Annotated in this window: 15 protein-coding genes; 2 read left to right on the top strand and 13 right to left on the bottom strand. The window is 68.2% G+C overall.

From position 1 onward, the window contains the following. Window position 1: 1 nt before the first annotated feature. The 11 genes from ACWGO0_RS34065 to ACWGO0_RS34015 all read right to left on the bottom strand — a co-directional run bounded on the left by ACWGO0_RS34065 (window position 2) and on the right by ACWGO0_RS34015 (window position 13200). Complete coding sequence (locus ACWGO0_RS34065) at window positions 2-3391, bottom strand: S8 family serine peptidase (RefSeq protein WP_453543792.1); 3390 nt, start codon at window positions 3389-3391, stop codon at window positions 2-4. A gap of 271 nt (window positions 3392-3662) precedes the next feature. Further along, entirely contained in the window at window positions 3663-4691 is a 1029-nt protein-coding gene (locus ACWGO0_RS34060; protein ID WP_453543790.1) for a helix-turn-helix transcriptional regulator, read from the bottom strand. Window positions 4692-4890: 199 nt separating this feature from the next. Further along, complete coding sequence (locus ACWGO0_RS34055; protein WP_453543788.1) at window positions 4891-5013, bottom strand: hypothetical protein; 123 nt, start codon at window positions 5011-5013, stop codon at window positions 4891-4893. Between the two features lie 22 nt (window positions 5014-5035). After that, window positions 5036-6598 (bottom strand): long-chain-fatty-acid--CoA ligase, encoded by a 1563-nt coding sequence (locus ACWGO0_RS34050; protein WP_453543786.1) that lies wholly within the window; start codon window positions 6596-6598, stop codon window positions 5036-5038. Between the two features lie 7 nt (window positions 6599-6605). Then, window positions 6606-7259, bottom strand: a complete 654-nt coding sequence (locus ACWGO0_RS34045; RefSeq protein ID WP_453543814.1) for a 3-oxoacid CoA-transferase subunit B — start codon at window positions 7257-7259, stop codon at window positions 6606-6608. A gap of 41 nt (window positions 7260-7300) precedes the next feature. Further along, window positions 7301-8065, bottom strand: coding sequence for a CoA transferase subunit A (locus ACWGO0_RS34040; protein ID WP_453543784.1), 765 nt, complete (start codon window positions 8063-8065; stop codon window positions 7301-7303). Next, entirely contained in the window at window positions 8062-8619 is a 558-nt protein-coding gene (locus tag ACWGO0_RS34035) for an RBBP9/YdeN family alpha/beta hydrolase (RefSeq protein ID WP_453543812.1), read from the bottom strand. Before ACWGO0_RS34035 ends, ACWGO0_RS34040 begins: the two co-directional genes overlap by 4 nt. A gap of 23 nt (window positions 8620-8642) precedes the next feature. After that, entirely contained in the window at window positions 8643-9995 is a 1353-nt protein-coding gene (locus ACWGO0_RS34030; RefSeq protein ID WP_453543782.1) for an MFS transporter, read from the bottom strand. Window positions 9996-10130: 135 nt separating this feature from the next. After that, complete coding sequence (locus ACWGO0_RS34025) at window positions 10131-11183, bottom strand: 3-keto-5-aminohexanoate cleavage protein (protein WP_453543780.1); 1053 nt, start codon at window positions 11181-11183, stop codon at window positions 10131-10133. An 83-nt stretch (window positions 11184-11266) separates the two neighbouring features. Next, entirely contained in the window at window positions 11267-12178 is a 912-nt protein-coding gene (locus ACWGO0_RS34020) for a TauD/TfdA dioxygenase family protein (RefSeq protein ID WP_453543778.1), read from the bottom strand. Between the two features lie 47 nt (window positions 12179-12225). Then, window positions 12226-13200: a quinone oxidoreductase family protein gene (locus ACWGO0_RS34015; RefSeq protein WP_453543776.1), complete on the bottom strand. Its 975-nt coding sequence runs from the start codon at window positions 13198-13200 to the stop codon at window positions 12226-12228. Between the two features lie 251 nt (window positions 13201-13451). Between ACWGO0_RS34015 and ACWGO0_RS34010 the strand changes: the two genes are divergently transcribed. Together ACWGO0_RS34010 and ACWGO0_RS34005 are read left to right on the top strand one after the other, a co-directional pair. Next, the gene (locus ACWGO0_RS34010; protein WP_453543774.1) at window positions 13452-14465 is read left to right on the top strand and encodes an AraC family transcriptional regulator ligand-binding domain-containing protein; all 1014 of its coding nucleotides are present in this window, start codon (window positions 13452-13454) and stop codon (window positions 14463-14465) included. A 136-nt stretch (window positions 14466-14601) separates the two neighbouring features. Continuing rightward, window positions 14602-15723, top strand: a complete 1122-nt coding sequence (locus ACWGO0_RS34005; RefSeq protein ID WP_453543772.1) for a PP2C family protein-serine/threonine phosphatase — start codon at window positions 14602-14604, stop codon at window positions 15721-15723. Between the two features lie 566 nt (window positions 15724-16289). Here ACWGO0_RS34005 and ACWGO0_RS34000 read toward each other — a convergent pair. Together ACWGO0_RS34000 and ACWGO0_RS33995 are read right to left on the bottom strand one after the other, a co-directional pair. After that, window positions 16290-16655, bottom strand: coding sequence for a hypothetical protein (locus ACWGO0_RS34000; RefSeq protein WP_453543770.1), 366 nt, complete (start codon window positions 16653-16655; stop codon window positions 16290-16292). Then, the coding region (locus ACWGO0_RS33995; protein ID WP_453543768.1) for a tetratricopeptide repeat protein at window positions 16655-17413 on the bottom strand (759 nt) is incomplete at its 5' end. The genes ACWGO0_RS34000 and ACWGO0_RS33995, both read right to left, overlap by 1 nt.

Below are 17413 nucleotides of genomic sequence, written 5' to 3'. Positions count from 1 at the left end.
GCTACCGGACGTCGTACGCGCGAGTGGTGGTCTGGGTGACCGCATTGCTGTTGGCGTCGGTGAAGGTGGCCTTCAGCGTGACCTGCTCGCCGGTGGCGCCGGTGTGGTCGAGGACGGCCGTCCAGTTGCCGTCCTGCTGCTCGGTCGGTGCCTGGGTCCAGGTGGTGCCGCCGTCGTAGGAGTAGGACAGCGAGGCCTCCGTGACCGCGGCCGGGGTGTACCCGGCATGGCCCTCGACCGACAGGCCGACCTTGATGCCGCTCTGCGCGGGCAGGGTGTTCATGCCGTCCACCGGCAGGTCGTACGCCGGGAAGAGGAGCGGCAGGCCGCGGGAGTAGACGTCGGACTCCAGGTGGGAGCGGAAGCTCCAGGTGGTGGTGAGCGCGGTGGAGCGCAGCCAGTTGCGGTCGCCCGTGTAGATCTTGGCCAGATCCTGGGTGAGCTCGTACGCGGAGTCCTCGTCCGGCACGCTGAACACACCGTACGGATAGGCGAGTCTGCCGATCTCCTCACCGTCGCGCTTCAGCGACATCTTGCCGAGGTCGCCGAACGACCCGCCGTAGGTCCAGTGGTCGCCGGAGCCGTCGACCCAGAGCGCGTTCTGGATGCCGATCAGGTTGCCCTGCCGCTCGGCGGCCAGCATCAGGTTGCCGTCGGCATCGCGCGCCGCGCCCGGCCGCATGGCACCGCGGTACCACTCCTCGGCGCTCCGCTGTCCGGCCCGGTAGGTGCGATCGTGGTCCGACATGAACGCGGCAAACGGGAAGCTGGTCATCGCGCCGTGGGACCAGGCGTCGTCGCCGGTCGTGTAGTAGGCGGTGCGGGTACCGGGCACGTGGACCGTCTGGAAGAGGCTCACGGGGATCCGGGTGTCGCTGCTGCCGGAGGGACGCAGGAACAGTGCGTCGATGTAATCGGCCTCTTTGCCGAGGGCATGCCACGTCTCGGTGACCTGGGCGAGACGGGAGTCATTCGGCCGGTAGGCCTGGTCGGAGTTGAGCGGCCCCTCGGTCGGGAACGAGAGGTTGTAGACGTAGGACGAGCCGTCCTCGGCGCCGGTCGCGCGCCAGGTGGGCCGGAACTCGTAGTCGCCGTCCAGGGCACGCCCGTCGACGTCCGCGTAGAACTTCTGCACGGCGGCGCCGGCCGCGAGTGACGCGCTGAGCTGCCAGGTGTCGTCCCACGAGCGGCTGTAGCTGAGGGTGGTGCCCCGCAGCGTCGAGGGACGGTCGGTGTGCAGGCTCAGCCGGTGGGCCTTGCGGGCGTCGAGGACGACGGTGGTGTCCTTGGTGATCCGCAGCTGCGGGTGGGCGAGGTAACTGATCGAATCGGCCGCGTTGCCCGCGTCGGGCGTTGCCACGAAGCTGCTGATGACGTAGTCGCCCGGGCGCACACGGTAGGCCTGCTCAGCCGCGCCGTTGTTGGTGCGGCGCTCGCCCTTGTCGGTGTCGAGGCCGGCGACGTCCAGGGAGGAGAGGCCGGTCGCGGGCTTGCCGTTGCGGTCGATGACCTTGACCTTGACGGTGACCGTCTCCGGCTCGACGTGGAGCGTGACGGGCACGGAGACGTGCACATCGCCGCCGGTGGCCAGGATCCTGCCGGTGACGGCGCCGTACTGAGCGGCCTTCAGACGGGCGGTCGGGTCGACCTGCAGCGGCACCTGGACGGTGGCCCCCGCCGGAACCGTAACCCTGCGTTCCTTCAGCGCGAGGATGCCGGTGGTGACCTCGCTGCCGTCGTTGCCGTGCACGCCGCTGACCTTCAGATGGAACGTCAGGTCGCTGCGGCTCGTGTTGGTGAAGGGCACCTGAACGGTGGTGCGGTCCGACGTGTCCTGGGGCCAGGTGTAGCTGCCGGCCTGCACGGCGGGCGCGGAGACCACCCGCTGGTCCACCGCGGCGGCCACATCCAGGACGCCGGCCCCGGTCTGATCCGCACCTGCGACCTTGCCGGCGGTGCGGGCGGAGGATGTCAGGGCGGCCTTGACCTGTTGTGCGGTCCAGTCCGGGTGAGCCTGTCGGACGATGGCCGCGGCACCCGCGACATGCGGGGTCGCCATCGAGGTGCCCGACATCGTCCGGTACGCGTAGAGGCCGCGGCCGCCCGTGGCCGCCGCCGAGATGCCGACGCCGGGGGCGGCGATCTCGGGCTTGAGGGTGTGGGTGACGGCCACCGGACCGCGGCTGGAGAACAGCGCGGTGGTGTCGTCGCGGTCGACGGCCCCCACGGTCAGCACGCTGGGCACGCAGCCGGGCGAGGAGACGGTCTCGGTGCCCGGGCCGGAGTTGCCGGCGGCGACGACGAACAGGGTGTGCGTGCTCTTCGACAGTTCCTCTGTCGCATCGGCCAGCGGGTCGCTGCAGTCGCCGATCGCGGAGCTGCCCAGGCTCATGGAGACGACATCGGCCTTCTCGTCGACGGCCCACTGCATACCCGAGATGATCCAGGAGGTCTGGCCGTAGCCGTAGTCGTTGAGGACCTTGCCGATGAGCAGGTCGGTCCCGGGGGCTACGCCCTTCTTCAGGCCGTCACTGGCCGCTCCGGAGCCGCCGGCCGTGGAGGCGGTGTGCGTGCCGTGCCCCCGCCAGTCCATGGTGCTCTGGGAGTCGGTGAAGTTCTTGGATGCGGTGACCCGGTCCGCCAGGTCCGGGTGGTCGGTGTCCGCGCCTGTGTCCAGTACGGCGACCTTGGTGCCCTTGCCGTCGTAGCCGGCCGCCCATGCCTTCGGCGCGTGCACCTGTGCGGTGGACTGGTCCAGCTTGGTCTCGACCTTGCGGTCCAGCCACAGCTTCTTCAGGTGCGAAGCAGAACGTGAGCGGGGGTTGGTGACGTCCTGCCAGAAGGCGGCGGCCGTGTCCTTGTCGGCCCGGAGCGCGATCCCGCCCGCAGCCGGCAGGCTCACGCCCCGCTCGGCCCCACGGGGCGTGGCCGGCACACCGTCCGCAGCGTTCACACTGTTCCGGTAGGTGGCGATGAGCGGCAGCGTGTCGGTGTGCTTGTCGTCGTATCCCTGGCTGATGAGCCCAGTGACGTTGAAGAGTTCCTTGTCCACCGTGCCCTCGGCGATCGCCCGGGAGGCGTCCTCCGGGTAGACATAGAGGTCCCGGCCCGTCTGGAAGGTCTGTACGTTCAGCTGTGTGCCGTTCTTGCCGGGCAGCACGGCCGCCGAGCTGCGACCTGACTTGTCCGTGGTCACCAGCACCTTGTCACCGGTGACGAGGGTGACCGTGACCTGCTTGCCTCCCGCTGCCGGGGCCCCGCTGCCGATGACGGGCCTCTTCCCCGATGCGCCGTCGGGCGGCGTATTTGCCGCCCCGGCAGGCACGGCCGCGGTAACGGACAGGACAGCGGCAGTCGCCGCGCCCAAGGCTATTCGCGCTGTTGGATGCATGAAGTCCCTACTTGATTCCGTGAACATGCCACGCTGGGGCCGCAGCCTGGCAGACATACGGATCGGATAGGGCTGCCGAGCGTGACGGGTTTCCCACGTGGCGGAACCCCGACAAGCGGGTATTCACGATGGATTCGTCAGCTGATCGGCTCTGCGCGCCGACAGATGCCGCTGTTCAACCGCGTATTTCTCCACGACATCAGAGTCGGGACCACGCCAATCACTCTCGGCGAGCAACCCGTTGGCCGCAGCTTTCAGGCCATGGTGAAAGTCAGAGCCAGCCCGAACGTGCCGCGTGCCATCCGAGTTGCAATCGCGACTCTGCTCCGGCAATGTCCATGAGACGGCGAATCCGCCGCTCCACGGTGCGTATGGAGAGGCCGAGTTGGGATGCCGCCCGCCGGTCGGAAGTCCCTGTCAGCATGAGGGCGAGAACCTCAAGTTCCTCTTCGGTCGGTTCCTGATCGACCGCCGGCTCCTCTCGCACACCGGTGGTGGTGGTGTATATCGGCCGGGCTTGAGTCCATTCCCTCTCAAAGAGATGGACCAGGGCCGTCAGCAGGCCGCTGCGGTGCACCACGACTGCGCTCGGCTCGCCGCGGCAGTCCGCCGTGTTCAGTGGCACCATGGCGCGCTCCCGGTCCGACACGACCATCTTCAGCGGCAGAGAGTCGGCCATACGAAGCTCGAGGCCGGCCGTGACGGCCTCCCGCACGTCCCGCACCACATCGTGACTGTCGAGATAGTCCTTGGCAGCAACGACCCGGAAGTCGATTCCGCGGTCCAACGCAGACCTTTCCGACGCGTCGGCGTTCTCGCGCGGCACGGCCGTCGGCGTACCGACAAGAAAGACGAGCAACTCCCGTTGGGCGCCGGATTGCAGTTGATGGAAGCGGTGGGCAACCTGCTCCACGCCAACGACCACCTCCACGACACCGCCCGCGGTTGCCGCGGTGCTGCTGCGGTACTGCTCGGTCAGCATGGAGAACGCGGTCTCGGCCTGGTGCAGCGCATTGCGCTGCTCGACGAGAAACGGAGCAAGGGCCACCGAGGGCGGTGTGAGCCGGTAGCGGGTGAGCTGAAGGCTGTCCTCGCAGCCGACCGAGTCGGATGCCTCACTTTCGGTATGGGTGGCGACGGCCACCAAGCCGCGCTTCGCCAGGTCATGCAGGATGCCGACACTCTCGACCTCCCCGAGCCCGGTCTGCCGGGCGAGCGCCCGCGGGGAGGCTGCCGGGCTGGCCAGCAGAGCCGTGTAGATGGCCTCTTCAGCCGGACCCAATCCCAGCGCCTGCAGCATCTTTGCTCCTCCTCGGGCCGCCGAGGGCGGCCATCCTGTCCGGCTCTGTCGCAGATCCCGAGGACCGCGCGGGATCCATCTCAGCCGGAGCCCTGACCCTCTGTCGAGGTCTTGGTCCTGCCGAGGCAGCGGTGCGCCGTCGATGTGCGGGCGCGCCTGGACATGTCGGCGCTGTGCCGTCTGCACGAACCGGCCCGGTTCAGGATGTCTCCGTCCAGTTCGGGTCCAGTTCCGCGAGCCCGTCCCACAGCGGGTTCCAGTCGCCTTTCTGCCGCATCTGTTCGACAACACTGGAGTTGGCTGCATCGAGTTCATCGGTCATGGTTCGACTCCATTTCGGCCGGCTATGCCTGCGTGGGGCTCAGTTCGCGCTTGAGGATCTTTCCTGTCGCTGTCATCGGGAGCGCGTCGGTGAAGGTGACGGAGCGGGGGTACTTGTAGTTCGCCATCTGCTCCTTGCACCAGGCGATGAGTGCCGCTTCCGTGATCTGCGCGGCGGGTTCGCGGATGACGAAGGCCTTGATCTCCTCGCCGTGGCGGGCGTCGGGGATGCCGATCACGGCGGCCAGGGACACCGCTTCGTGGCTCATCAGGACTTCTTCGATCTCGCGCGGGTAGACGTTGTATCCGCCCCGGATGATCAGGTCCTTCACGCGGTCGACGACGTAGTAGAAACCGTCTTCGTCCGTGCGCGCGAGGTCGCCGGTGCGCAGCCATCCGTTGCGCAGCACTTCCGCGGTGGCCCCGGGGCGGTTGTGGTACCCCTTCATGATGTTGTGTCCCCGCAGTGCGAGCTCACCGATCCGGCCGGCGCCTGTGACGGTGTTCCCGTGCTCGTCGACGAGCTTGGCCTGGATGCCCCAGACCGGTATGCCGATCGATCCGGGACGGGGATCGCGTTCAGGGTCGCTGAACAGGGCCAGCGGAGAGGTTTCGGACAGTCCGTAACCTTCGAGGATCTGCACGCCGAACCGTTCGGCGAATCGTGTGTGGATCTCCACCGGCAGAGCGGCGCCGCCGGAGACGGCCAGTCGCAGGGTGCGGGCGAGGCGGCCGACGTCGACGCCGGAGCCGAGCGCGCCCAGCAGCCCCCAGTACATGGTGGGCACGCCCGCGAACACGGTGACGTGCTCGTCGATCATCAGCCGCAGTGCCGCCTGCGCATCGAAGCGCGGCATCAGCACCAGGGTCGCGCCGACCGAGATGCCGGCGTTCATGGTCACGGTCTGGCCGAAGGAATGGAACAGCGGCAGCGTGAGCAGATACGTGTCGTGGCGGGCCGGGTTGCTGTCGAAGAGCCGGTTGGCCGTCAGGGCGTTGAGCACCATGTTGGCGTGGGAGAGTTCGGCGCCCTTGGGCTTGCCGGTGGTGCCGCTGGTGTAGAGGATCACCGCGGTGTCGTCGGGGCCGCGCAGCGCGGTCTCGAAGGAATCCGGTTGATCTTGGAGGGCGTCGGTCAGAGTCTGCGTCCTGGTGGGCGGAGAGGCGGTATCGGGCGTGGCGGTGATCAGGAACATCTCCCGGCAACCGGCGGCGGCGTCGAAGCCGCCGAGCCCGTACTCGCCGATCGGCAGGTCCGCCGTGCCCTCGACGCAGAAGTAGGCACTGGCTCCGGAATCCGTCAGGTGGTATTCGATCTCGCGTGCCTTGAACAGGACGTTGAGCGGAACCACGACCCCGCCGGCCTTGAGAATCCCGTAGTAGATGACCGGGAACGCGGGCACGTTGGGGCAGGACAGCGCAACCTTGTCGCCCGGCCGGACACCTCGTGATACGAGCAGGTTCGCCACCTGGTTCGCGCGGGCGTCCAGCTGCGCGTAGGTCAGTCGCTCGCCGCCGATGACCAGGGCGTCCCGGCCGGGGTGGCGGCGCGCGGAGTCCTCCAGGAGTACGGACAGGTTCAGCATGCGGAACTCACTTTCGGGTGTCGCGATCGGGGCAGTCCGCGGCGGCTGCGGAGGCCGGTGCGAGCGGGGCGCCGGTGGCCGCGCGCACCGACTCCTCGGGTACGCCGGGCGCGCATTCACGCAGTACGAGCCCCTCATCGGTGACGTCGATGACGGCGAGGTTCGTGATGATCCGATGCACCACGCCCTGCCCCGTGAGCGGCAGCGTGCACTTGCGTACGATCTTGGCGGCACCGGACCTGTCGGTGTGCTCCATGAGCACGATCACCCTGCGGGCGCCGTGGACGAGGTCCATCGCCCCGCCCATGCCCTTGACCATCGCGCCGGGCACCATCCAGTTCGCCAGGTCTCCGGATTCGGACACTTGCATCCCACCGAGGACCGCGGTGTCGATGTGCCCGCCCCGGATCATCGCGAACGAGAGTGCGGAGTCGAAGAACGCGGCACCCGCGTTGACCGTCACGGTCTCCTTGCCCGCGTTGATCAGATCCGCGTCCACGGCGTCCTCGTACGGATAGGCGCCGGTGCCCAGGATCCCGTTCTCGCTGTGCAGGACGACGGCGATGCCGGACGGCAGATGGCTGGGGATGAGCGTCGGCAACCCGATGCCGAGGTTGACGTACTCACCCGGGGAGAGTTCGGCGGCGGCGCGGGCCGCCATCTGTTCGCGGGTCCAGCCCCGAGCCCCGGTCGGCGTCGCGGTCACGCGCCGGCCTCCTTCGCCATGGTCACGGTGCGCCTTTCGATCTGCTTGTCCTGCACGCCCGTGTGCACGATCCGGTCGACGAAGATGCCCGGCAGCTGCACCTGCCCCGGGTCCAGCTCCCCGGGCGCAACCAACTGCTCCACCTGGGCGATACAGAGCCGCCCGGCCGTCGCCACGAGCGGATTGAAGTTCCGGGCGGCCTTGTCGAACACCAGGTTGCCGTCGGTGTCCCCGGTCAGCGCGTGCACCAGTGCGTAGTCGGTGGTGATCGATTCCTCGAGCACGTAGCGCCTTCCCGCGTACTGCCGGACCTCCTTCGGCGGGGAGGCCACCGCCACCGACCCGTCGGGGTGGTGGCGCCAGGGCAGGCCGCCCTCGGATACGGGAGTGCCGACCCCGGCCGGAGTGAAGAACGCGGGAATGCCGGCGCCGCCGGCCCGGAGCTTCTCGGCGAGGGTGCCCTGCGGTGTCAGCTCGACCTCCAGCTCCCCGCCCAGATACTGCCGGGCGAACTCCGCGTTCTCGCCCACGTACGAGGCGATCACCCGCCGGATCCGTTTCTGCCCCAGCAGGAGACCCAGCCCGTGACCGTCGGTGCCGCAGTTGTTGGAGACCACCCGCAGGTCGGTGGCCGGTCCCGCGGCGATCGCCTCTATCAGCGCATCGGGGATGCCGCACAGCCCGAACCCGCCGACCGCCAGCGAGGCGCCGCTCGGAATGTCGGCGACCGCCTCGGCGGCCGACACACACACCCGGGTCACGACGCGACCTCCTCTTGCGCGCCGATCAGGTCCCGCAGAAGCTGCTCGGCGCGCGGCCAGTACCCGAAGCCTGCGACGGGATCCAGGTGTCCGACAGCGCCGAGGTCGACCGGGCGGCTGCCCCACGCCTCTGCCATGCCCAGGACCCGTCGGCGGCCGGCGAGCGGGTCGTTGCTGCTGGCGGCGACGATGCTCGGGAACGGCAACCTGCGGCGCGGGACGGGGTTCCATCCGCCGCGGTCGAGGTCCTCGATCGTGGGGTAGCCGTCGGGCAGCGGTCGTTCCAGGTCGGCCGGCGTCGCCAGCAGCGCGCCGTGGATCCGCCGGGTCGGCTGCTGGGCCCAGTGGACCGTGGTCATCACGCCGGCGCTGTGGGCCACGAGCACCACGGGGCCATCGATGGCGGTGACGACCTCATCGAGGGCGGCGACCCGGGCAGCACGGCTGAGCTTGTCGTGTTCGAGCGGCGGTACCGTACGCGCGCCCTCGATCCGCTCGGCGAGCAGGGTCTGCCAGTGCTCGGCCACGTGATCGCGCAAACCCGGCACAATCACCACAGTTGGTGAAAAGTTGGTGGTCACGTTCGTTCCTGGTTCGTCGAAGGGGCTGGGAGGGTGGATTCGGTGAGTGCGGCGAGTCGGCGCACTCCGGCGGGATAGAGGCGCTTGCCGAGCACGAGCGCGGCGATCGCGCCCAGGTACACCAGCGGGGCGAGCTGCAACGCCGCGAGCAACCCGAGGTGGTCGGCGAGGATCCCGACGACGAAAGGGCCGAGGGCGAGCCCGAGAAGGCTGTTCGCCAGGGTGAGGCTGCCCATCGCGGATGCGCGTACCGAGGTGTGGGTGAGGCTGGCGACCATGGCCGCGGTCGGCCCGGAGGAGCCGGCGGCGAAGAACGCGCCGCACCCGATGAGGACCAGAGACAGCATCCCGGGTTCGAGGCGGAAGCCGGCGGACAGGCACACCAGTGAGATCGCGCAGAACACGACTGTGCTCGTCCACTTCTGCGAGGTGTCGGCCCGGCCGATCCGGTCGGTGATGATCCCGCAGATCACCATTCCGCTGCCGACGAGCAGGACGAAGATCGCGGCGATCGCGGCGGCCTTGTCCAGTGGCAGGTGGTAGTAGCGGTTGAAGTAGCTCGGCATCCATGCGAGCAGCACGGCGGCGGTGAACATCTGCAGCCCGCCGCCGAGATAGGCGCACAGAAGCGAGGGGTTGGTGTACAGGCTCGAGATGGGTGCGCGGAACCCGCTCGGCACAGGCATGTGCCCGGCCGCGAGCGGCTGCTGTTCGACGGCATACTGAGTCAGCTTCCTTTCGTTGACCACCGCCCGGAACAGTGCGACGAGGATCAGCCCGAAGACCGCCATGGCCGCGAAGGCCCATCGCCAGCTCAGGTGCACGGCGATCAGGCCGCCCAGTGCGACTCCGACCACGGAGCCGAACGATCCGCCGGCCATGAAGGCGCCGCTGAGCGCCGCATGGACGCGCGGGGCGAAGACGCTGAGGACCACCGCGATGCCGACGCTGCCGTAGGCGGCCTCACCGACCCCGACCAGGAAGCGGGTCCCGAGCATCTGGTGGAAGCCGGTCGCCACCGCGCACAGCAGCGTGGCTATGCTCCACAACACCGCCATCAGGACCAGGCTCCTGACCCGGCCCCACCGGTCCGCCACCAGTGACAGCGGCAGGGTGAGCAGACCGACCGTCAACGCGACGACGCTGCTCAGCGAGGCCAGGCGCGAGTCCGACAGCGCCCATTCGGATTTGAGAAGAGGGAAGACGGCGTTGAGTACCTGCCGGGACATGTAGTCCGACAGCAACAACGCGAAGGTCAGGGCGAACACGAGCCAGGGGTAGGCCCTGGACCTCCGTGATCCGGTGGGCGACGTGATCGTCTTCGAGCCCACGGTAGCGCGCGATGCCACGGTTACTCCTCACAGCGGAGCCGGCACTGGTGACGCTTCGACCACGGGGGGTCGGCGAGGTGGCCGGGCCGGGGGCGGCCTACGGGCCGCGCCCCCGACCCGGCCCGAGCGCGGGTGTCGGCCGAGGTCGCCTGTTCAGGCGTGGTGGGTGAATCCGACCTGGCCGGGCTTGCGGTTGGGGGCGTAGCCGAGCTTGGCCAGGGTCTCGTCGGCATCGGCGTACGCGGTGCCGATCTTGTAGATCTCCCGGGCCTCCTTGCCGGTGGCAACCCCGCGGCCGAGCTCGCCGGCGACGCGGACCAGTTGCCAGACCTGCTGGACGGAGGTCATCTTCTGTCCCTTGCGGCCCCAGAGGGTGTCCTCGTTGCCGCAGCGGGGGTGCAGCCCCATGGCGATGGCCATGACGTTGACCGGCAGCACGCTGCGCATGAGGGTCTCGAGGGTGAGCACCGCGCCGTCGGGCACCCGGTTGACGAACTGCATGATGTTGTACGGGTTCGGGCCGTCGAAGCCGCCGCCGATACCCACCCAGGTGACGTTCAACGGGCCGGTGTACACGCCCCGGCGGATCAGGCGTTCCACGGTTTCGAGCTGGGGGATGCTCGAGAGCTGGAAGTGCGGCTGAATGCCGGCGGCCTGCAGGCGGCGCAGGTGTTCCTCGACCCAGGCCGGTCCGGCCGGGACGGTCATCTCGCGGTATGCCTCCGCGAGTTCGGGACGGGTCATCGATGTGCTGGCGATGTCGTCGGCGGTCATCAACTCCATGATGTTCATCTGGCTGGTGTTGATCGCGATGGTCACCTGATCCGGCTTGGGGTCCAGCTCGGCGAGCATGTGACGGGTGTCGTCGGAGAGCCACTTGGCGTCGGCGCCCGTTCCTTCGGGGGCGAAGGAGATCGACCCGCCTATCTGCAGGATCATCTCGGGCACGGCCTCGCGCAGCCGCCCGATCAGCTCGTTGAACTTCGACAGCCGCTTCGATCCCTTGCCGTCGAGCTCGCGCACGTGGATGTGCAGGACGGTCGCTCCGGCTTCGTAGCAGTCCACCGCCTGCTGGACGTGTTCGTCCATGCTCAGCGGCAGGTCCTCACGGAAGTCGTCCGGCTCCCACTCCGGGCCGTACGGGGCGCAGGTGATGACCAGCTTCTCCTGGTTCTCGGGGAACAGCGCATCGTCGAGGAAATGCATGGAGGTACTCCGATCAGAGGGGTGTGGTCGAGCAGAGGGTGTGGTCGAGCAGAGGGGTGTGGTCGAGCAGGGGGATGCGGCTCTCAGAAGGGCCGGTCGCCGATGATCCCGGCGCGCTCCATCTTGCGGACGGCGGGCCAGTAGTCCTGCACGGCGTAGTGCTGGGTGGAGCGGTTGTCCCAGATGGCGACGCTGTTCGGCGTCCACCGCCAGCGCACCTGGAACTCGGGCACGCCCGCCTGACTGATCAGGTAGTTCAACAGGTTGGCGGCGCCGGGCGCGTGGTCCTGGCCGAATCGCACGTTCTGGGGTGTGTGGTAGTTGACGAAGTGCGTGGTGAAGGAGTTGACGAAGAGGATCTGCTCGCCGGTCTCCGGGTGGGTGCGCACCACGGGGTGTTCCGCGTCCGGGTACCGGGCCTTCAGTTCGTGACGCTGCTCCAACGGCATGACGGCGCCGAAGGTCGACTCGATGCTGTGCCGCGCACGCAGGGCCGCGATCTGCGTCCTGATGTGCTCGGGCAGCCTGCGGAAGGCCTCGGCCATGTTGACCCAGATCGTGTCGCCGCCGACCTCGGGCGTCTCCACACAGCGCAGCACGGCGCCCATGGGCGGGCACTCGCGCCAGGTCCCGTCGCAGTGGAGGGAGTTCTCGTAGTGCTCGGGCCTGCTGTCCAGGTCCTTGTAGATCCGGACCAGTCCCGGGTGCTCCAGATCGCTTCCGAGCACCGGGTGGTCCTCCAGCGGACCCAGGCGCGAGGCGAGAGCGACATGGTCGGCACGCGTGATGTCCTGCTCCCGGAGGAAGACGACCTTGTACTTCAGCAGCAGTGACTTCAGCTCTGCGAACAGCGCATCGTCGCGGGAGGCGTCGCCGAGGTTCACGTCGAACAGCTCCGCGCCGATGCTGCAGGTGAGGGGTTGTGCCTTGATCGTGGGCCGGGGCGTGGTCGTGGTGGGCGGGCGGGCAGAGGTGACGTGCGTGGCTGCGCTCATCGCGCTCTCCTCTCGTGCGGGTGATGTGAACTCAGAGACTCAGAGACTCAGAGCGTGAAGGCGGAGGAGCCGATGCTGCGGCCTGCCTCCAGGTCGCGGTGGGCCTGGACCGCGTCAGCGAGGGCGTACCGCTGATTGATCTCGATGCGGATCCGCCCGGAGCCGACGTGGTCGAACAGTTCGCCGGCCAGTTGGGCGCGCTCGGCCGGGTCGGCGATGTAGTCGGCCAGGGCCGGACGAGTGACGAACAGCGAGCCCTTGACCGCGAGTTGCATGGCGTCGATCGGCGGGATCGGCCCGGACGCGGTGCCGAAGCACACGAGCAGGCCGCGCCTCGCCAGTGAGTTCAGCGAGGCCTCGTAGGTCCTGGCGCCGATGCTGTCGAACACCACGGGGACGCCCGCGCCGTGCGTCAGCTCGCGAACCCTTGCCGCCACGTCCTCCCGCGGGTAGAGGATGACCTCGTCGCAACCGTGCGCCCGGGCGACGACGGCCTTCTCCTCGGTCGAGACGGTGCCGATCACCCTGATGCCCAGCAACTTCGCCCACTGGCAGAAGATCAGCCCCACGCCGCCCGCCGCCGCGTGCAGCAGCACGGTGTCGCCGGCCTTGAGCGGATGGATGCGGCGCAGCAGGTAGGAGGCGGTCAGGCCGCGCATCGTCATCGCCGCCGCGGTGTCGAAGGCGATGGCTTCGGGCAGCTTGATCAACGACGCGGTGGGCATCACGCGCTCAGTGCTGTAGGCGCCGAGCGGACTGCCGGTGTACGTGACGCGGTCCCCCTCGCGGAAATCCGTGACGCCGGGGCCTGCGGCCTCGACGATCCCGGCGGCCTCCACGCCCAGGCCGGCGGGCAGTTCGGCCGGGTACAGGCCGGTGCGGAAGTAGGTGTCGGCGAAGTTCAGCCCCACCGCGGCATGGCGGATCCGGACCTCACCATGACCGGGATCGGCGACCTCGGCACTCTCCCATTGCATGACCTCGGGTGGACCGGGTTCGTAGAAGCGGATGGCGTGCGCCACTGTGCTCTCCTCGTACTCATGCCGCGACCCGGATACGACGCTCCCGGGGAGCGCCCGTATGGATCTACTGCTGTCGCGATGTCTTCGGCTCGCCCACGCCGCGAGCGGCTTCAGCCACCTGCGCGAGGGGCTCCTCCGTCCCGCGGCTGGGCGGTTTCGGATTGTGATGCACGCAACGGTAGGCGTGGCGACCAGACGATGCTTATCTCTGAGGGACAGCACATGCATCATTCGGGGACACCGGAGGTGTAATGAAACCCCTCGCCCGCTACGCGGCTCTGAACGGCTACATCGACCTGTGCCGATCGCTCGGGATCGACCCGGCACAGCTGATGAGGAGGGCCGGAGTCGACCCTGCGAGCCTGGGCCTGCAGGATCGATGGATCCCCGCCGCCGCGGTCGCCCGACTGCTTGAACAGTCGGCGGCGGCATCGGGGCACCAGGACTTCGGCCTGAAGCTGGCCGAGCTGCGCCGGTTCTCCAACCTCGGGCCGCTCAGCCTGGTCATCCGGGAGGAACCCGACGTCCGCAGCGCGCTGCGGATGCTCATCCGCTACGAGCACATGTACAACGAGGCGCTGCGCCTGCGCCTGTCTCTGGCGAACGGGGCGGCCACGATCCGCGTGGGCCTGGAATTCGGCGAGCCGACGGAGACGAGACAGTCGGTGGAGTTGGCCGTGAGTGTGCTGCACCGTTTGTTGTGCGGCTTCCTCGGCCCCCACTGGCGACCGCTGGCCGTCTGTTTCGCCCACCGCCCGCCCGTGGACCTGACCACGCACCGGTGGGTTTTCGGGCCCTCGGCCACGTTCGATCACGACTTCACCGGAATGGTGTTCGCCGCGACCGATCTGAACGAGCCGAACAAGATGTCCGATCCGCTGCTACGCCCCTATGCCCAGCAGTTCCTCGAAGGCTTCGAGCCGTCGAAGGACGCCACGGTCCTCGATCGGGTCCGCGAGCTGATCGAGCTGCTGCTGCCCACCGGGCGATGCTCGGTCGAACAGGTCGCGCGCAGCCTCGGCGTCGACCGCAGAACCATCCACCGCCACCTAGCCGACTGCGGCGAGACCTTCTCCTCGGTACTGAACTCCACCAGGGTCGACCTCGCCGGGCGGATGGTCGAAAGCCGGCGGTACTCGCTTACCGAGATCGCCGAACTGCTGTCCTTCTCGGCGCCGAGCAACTTCTCCCGCTGGTTTCGCACACAATTCGGATGCACCCCCAGCCAATGGCGCACCCAGCGGCAGGACACGGCCCACCCGTGATGTCACCTCCGGGTGGACGGCAGGCCGATGTCATCGAAGAGACTGGCCACCGGGCAGCTTCCGGCGGGGCGCGGCCAACCTCATGGCCAAGCCTGCCTAACGTACGAGCCAGTGCGCTATCTGCCCCGGAGGTTCCGTGCCCCGCAAACACTTGAAGAAGCTCGCTCGTCCCGGCGACGCCATCGAACCACCGCGCGACACCGAAGTAGTGATCGCCGTGGCATTGGTGACCATTCTGGTGCTGGCCCTTGGCGCCCTGTCGGAGTCCCTGGTCTGGCTTCTCGGGCTGCTCGTATTCCTGCCGGGGGCGGCGTCAGCACTGTGCACCGTGCGCCAGACGACGTTCGTGTCCGCCTGGACCGCGCTCGTGGTCATCGTCGCCATGCTTCTCGGCAACGATGACGGACGGCCGTGGCTCGACAGGATCCTCATGATGCTGCTCACCCTCGCCCTGGGCGCAGCCTCCGTCTACGCATGCCGGCGTCGTATCAGCCGCGAGCAGGAAGTGCTGCGGATTCGTTCCACTGCCGCTGCCATGCAGCGCCACATCCTGCGCCCTCTCCCCATGCTCACCGACGACGTCCTGGTCGACGGCGTGTACGAACCCGTACAGGAGGACCGGCTCGTTGGCGGCGACATCTACGACGTCGTCACCTCTCCATGGGGAACACGGGTGCTGATCGGCGATGTCCAGGGCAAGGGCCTGCCTGCGGTCGGCGCAGCTTTCGCCGTCATCGGCGCCTTCCGTGCCACAGCCCACAGAGAACCCACCTTGACCGCGCTGGTCGATGCGCTGGATGACTCAGTCGTACGGCACAACTCCTACGCGGCACGAACCGGCGACGACGAACGATTCGTCACCGCGCTCATCGTCAACATCGACGCGCACGAAGAGGTACAGGCCATCAACTGCGGACACGTCCTGCCGCAGGTACTCCAGGACTCCACCGTCATCACGCCGGCGCTCACATCCGGCGTACCCCTCGGGCTCGCCGAACTCGCCGCCGAACCCACGACCGTGGACTGGTTCGCCTTCCCATCCGGCGCGACGCTCCTGCTGACCACAGACGGACTCACGGAGACACGCGCTGCCGACGGTGCGTTCTACCCCGTCACCGAAAGCCTCACGCAGCGCGTATCACTCTCTCCAACCGACCTGCCGCGGGCTCTCTACGACGACGCGCGCACGTTCGCCGGGGAGGAAGCCCGGCACGACGATGTGGCGATCCTGTCCGTGCGACGGTCGCCCTACCGCTGATGACATCCACGGACACGGAATCACGAAAAGCCCACTTCACAGCCGTGCAAGGCGCGCCCTGAAGGCCCGAAGCCCCACGTTCGCCGCACACGTTTCCCCAGGTCAGAACGTTTCAGCCTGGGGATCTTGGTGGGGCGGGTGGGACTCGAACCCAAACCGGTGACGCGTCTCACCTGCGGAAACGCCACAGAGGCAGACATTCACATCCTGCTGGATCCCGCTGGATCCGCCTCGATCCCCGGCAACGACACAGCCGTGCGGTACGTACCGCACGGCTCTGGGGCGCTCCGTCTCCAAGAGCAGGAGAGGCGCCGCTTGGGTGCATCCTCTGCTCAGCAGCCCATCGCCGCCAACCCGTAGTGGATGCCGGTCACTCGGTCACTGTCACTTCCCCTCACCCGTGTCGGTCACACTCCGTGTAGGCGAGGCGTTTTGTCCAGGCCCCAGTACTGATGGCCCCGGCACCCACTGCGGGGGCCATTCAGGGGCTGACTCACGTCGAGAAGAGGGGGCCAAGTCGGCCGTCCATGTCCCGGCCTGGACGGTGCTGTCTGGGGTGAGGTGGCTCACGGCTCGTCGGTGATGAGGTCAAGGAGTTGGTCAGGGGTAAGCGTGGTGAGGTCGACGGAGCGGTCTTCGAGGACAAGGCGCGCCGCCGTCTGCTGCGTCTGAAGTTGTTGGGCGCGTTCGATGAGTTCGCCGGCGCGGCGACGTTTGCGGATGCGGTCGGTGATGTCCGCGACCGCGAGCATGGCCGAGGGGATGGACATGATGAGGGCGGTCACCGCGACTGGATCAACGCCCTTGATGTCCGAATCCTCCACGGGTTTCCCGGCCCGGACGGGCTCGGAGGGGAAACCCCAGCTCGAAGTCAGCACGCTGATGCTTTTCCCGGCGGCTTCGGTGTCCGCTCCGACAAGCTCAATGATCATTATTCCTCGTTTCCTTCATCCGTGGCCTTCAGTAGCTCATCGAGCTGGCCGACAAGGTCCGTGAGCGCGATCTTGGCGGCAGCGGCTCGGGCTGCCTGAAGCACCTGCCTCGCCCGTCCACGCTCGCCCGCAGTCAGCAGAATCTGTCCCCAGGTCGCGCCGACGACCGCGACACCGTCGGCTCGCTGAAGCTTCTGGAGAAGCTCGAAGGAAGTGTTCAGCCGTGCTGCCGCCGCGGCGAGATCCTGGCGGCTCAGATCCATACACGCCAGGTCCCAGCTGGCTGCGGCGACGCCGTCCATGTCGCCGATCAGTTCATTGATTTCTAAGCGCTTGAGCTGCAGTTCGCGGGCCTCATCGGTCTGTCCCCGCTGCTGCAGGATGTCGGCGATCTTCCCCCAGGTGACCGCGGCCTCACGGGTGTCGCCGATCCGCTCGTACACCGGCAGTTCGACCTCCCGCCGGATCCGCAGCGCCTCGCCCGTCTCCCCCCGCTGCTCAAGGATGTCGGCGATCTTCCCCCAAGTGATTGCGACGGAGCGGGTGTCGCCGATCCGCTCGTACACTGGCAGTTCGACCTCCCGCCGGATCCGCAGCGCCTCGTCCACCTCCCCCCGCTGCTCAAGGATGTCGGCGATCTTCCCCCAAGTGACTGCGACGGAGCGGGTGTCGCCGATCCGCTCGTACACCGGCAGTTCGACCTCCCGCCGGATCCGCAGCGCCTCGCCCGTCTCCCCCCGCTGCTCAAGGATGTCGGC

This window comes from Streptomyces sp. NPDC055749 (assembly GCF_053617235.1).
The sequence above is the reverse complement of the archived record's forward strand: the minus strand, read 5'-3'. Positions and strand labels throughout refer to the sequence as shown.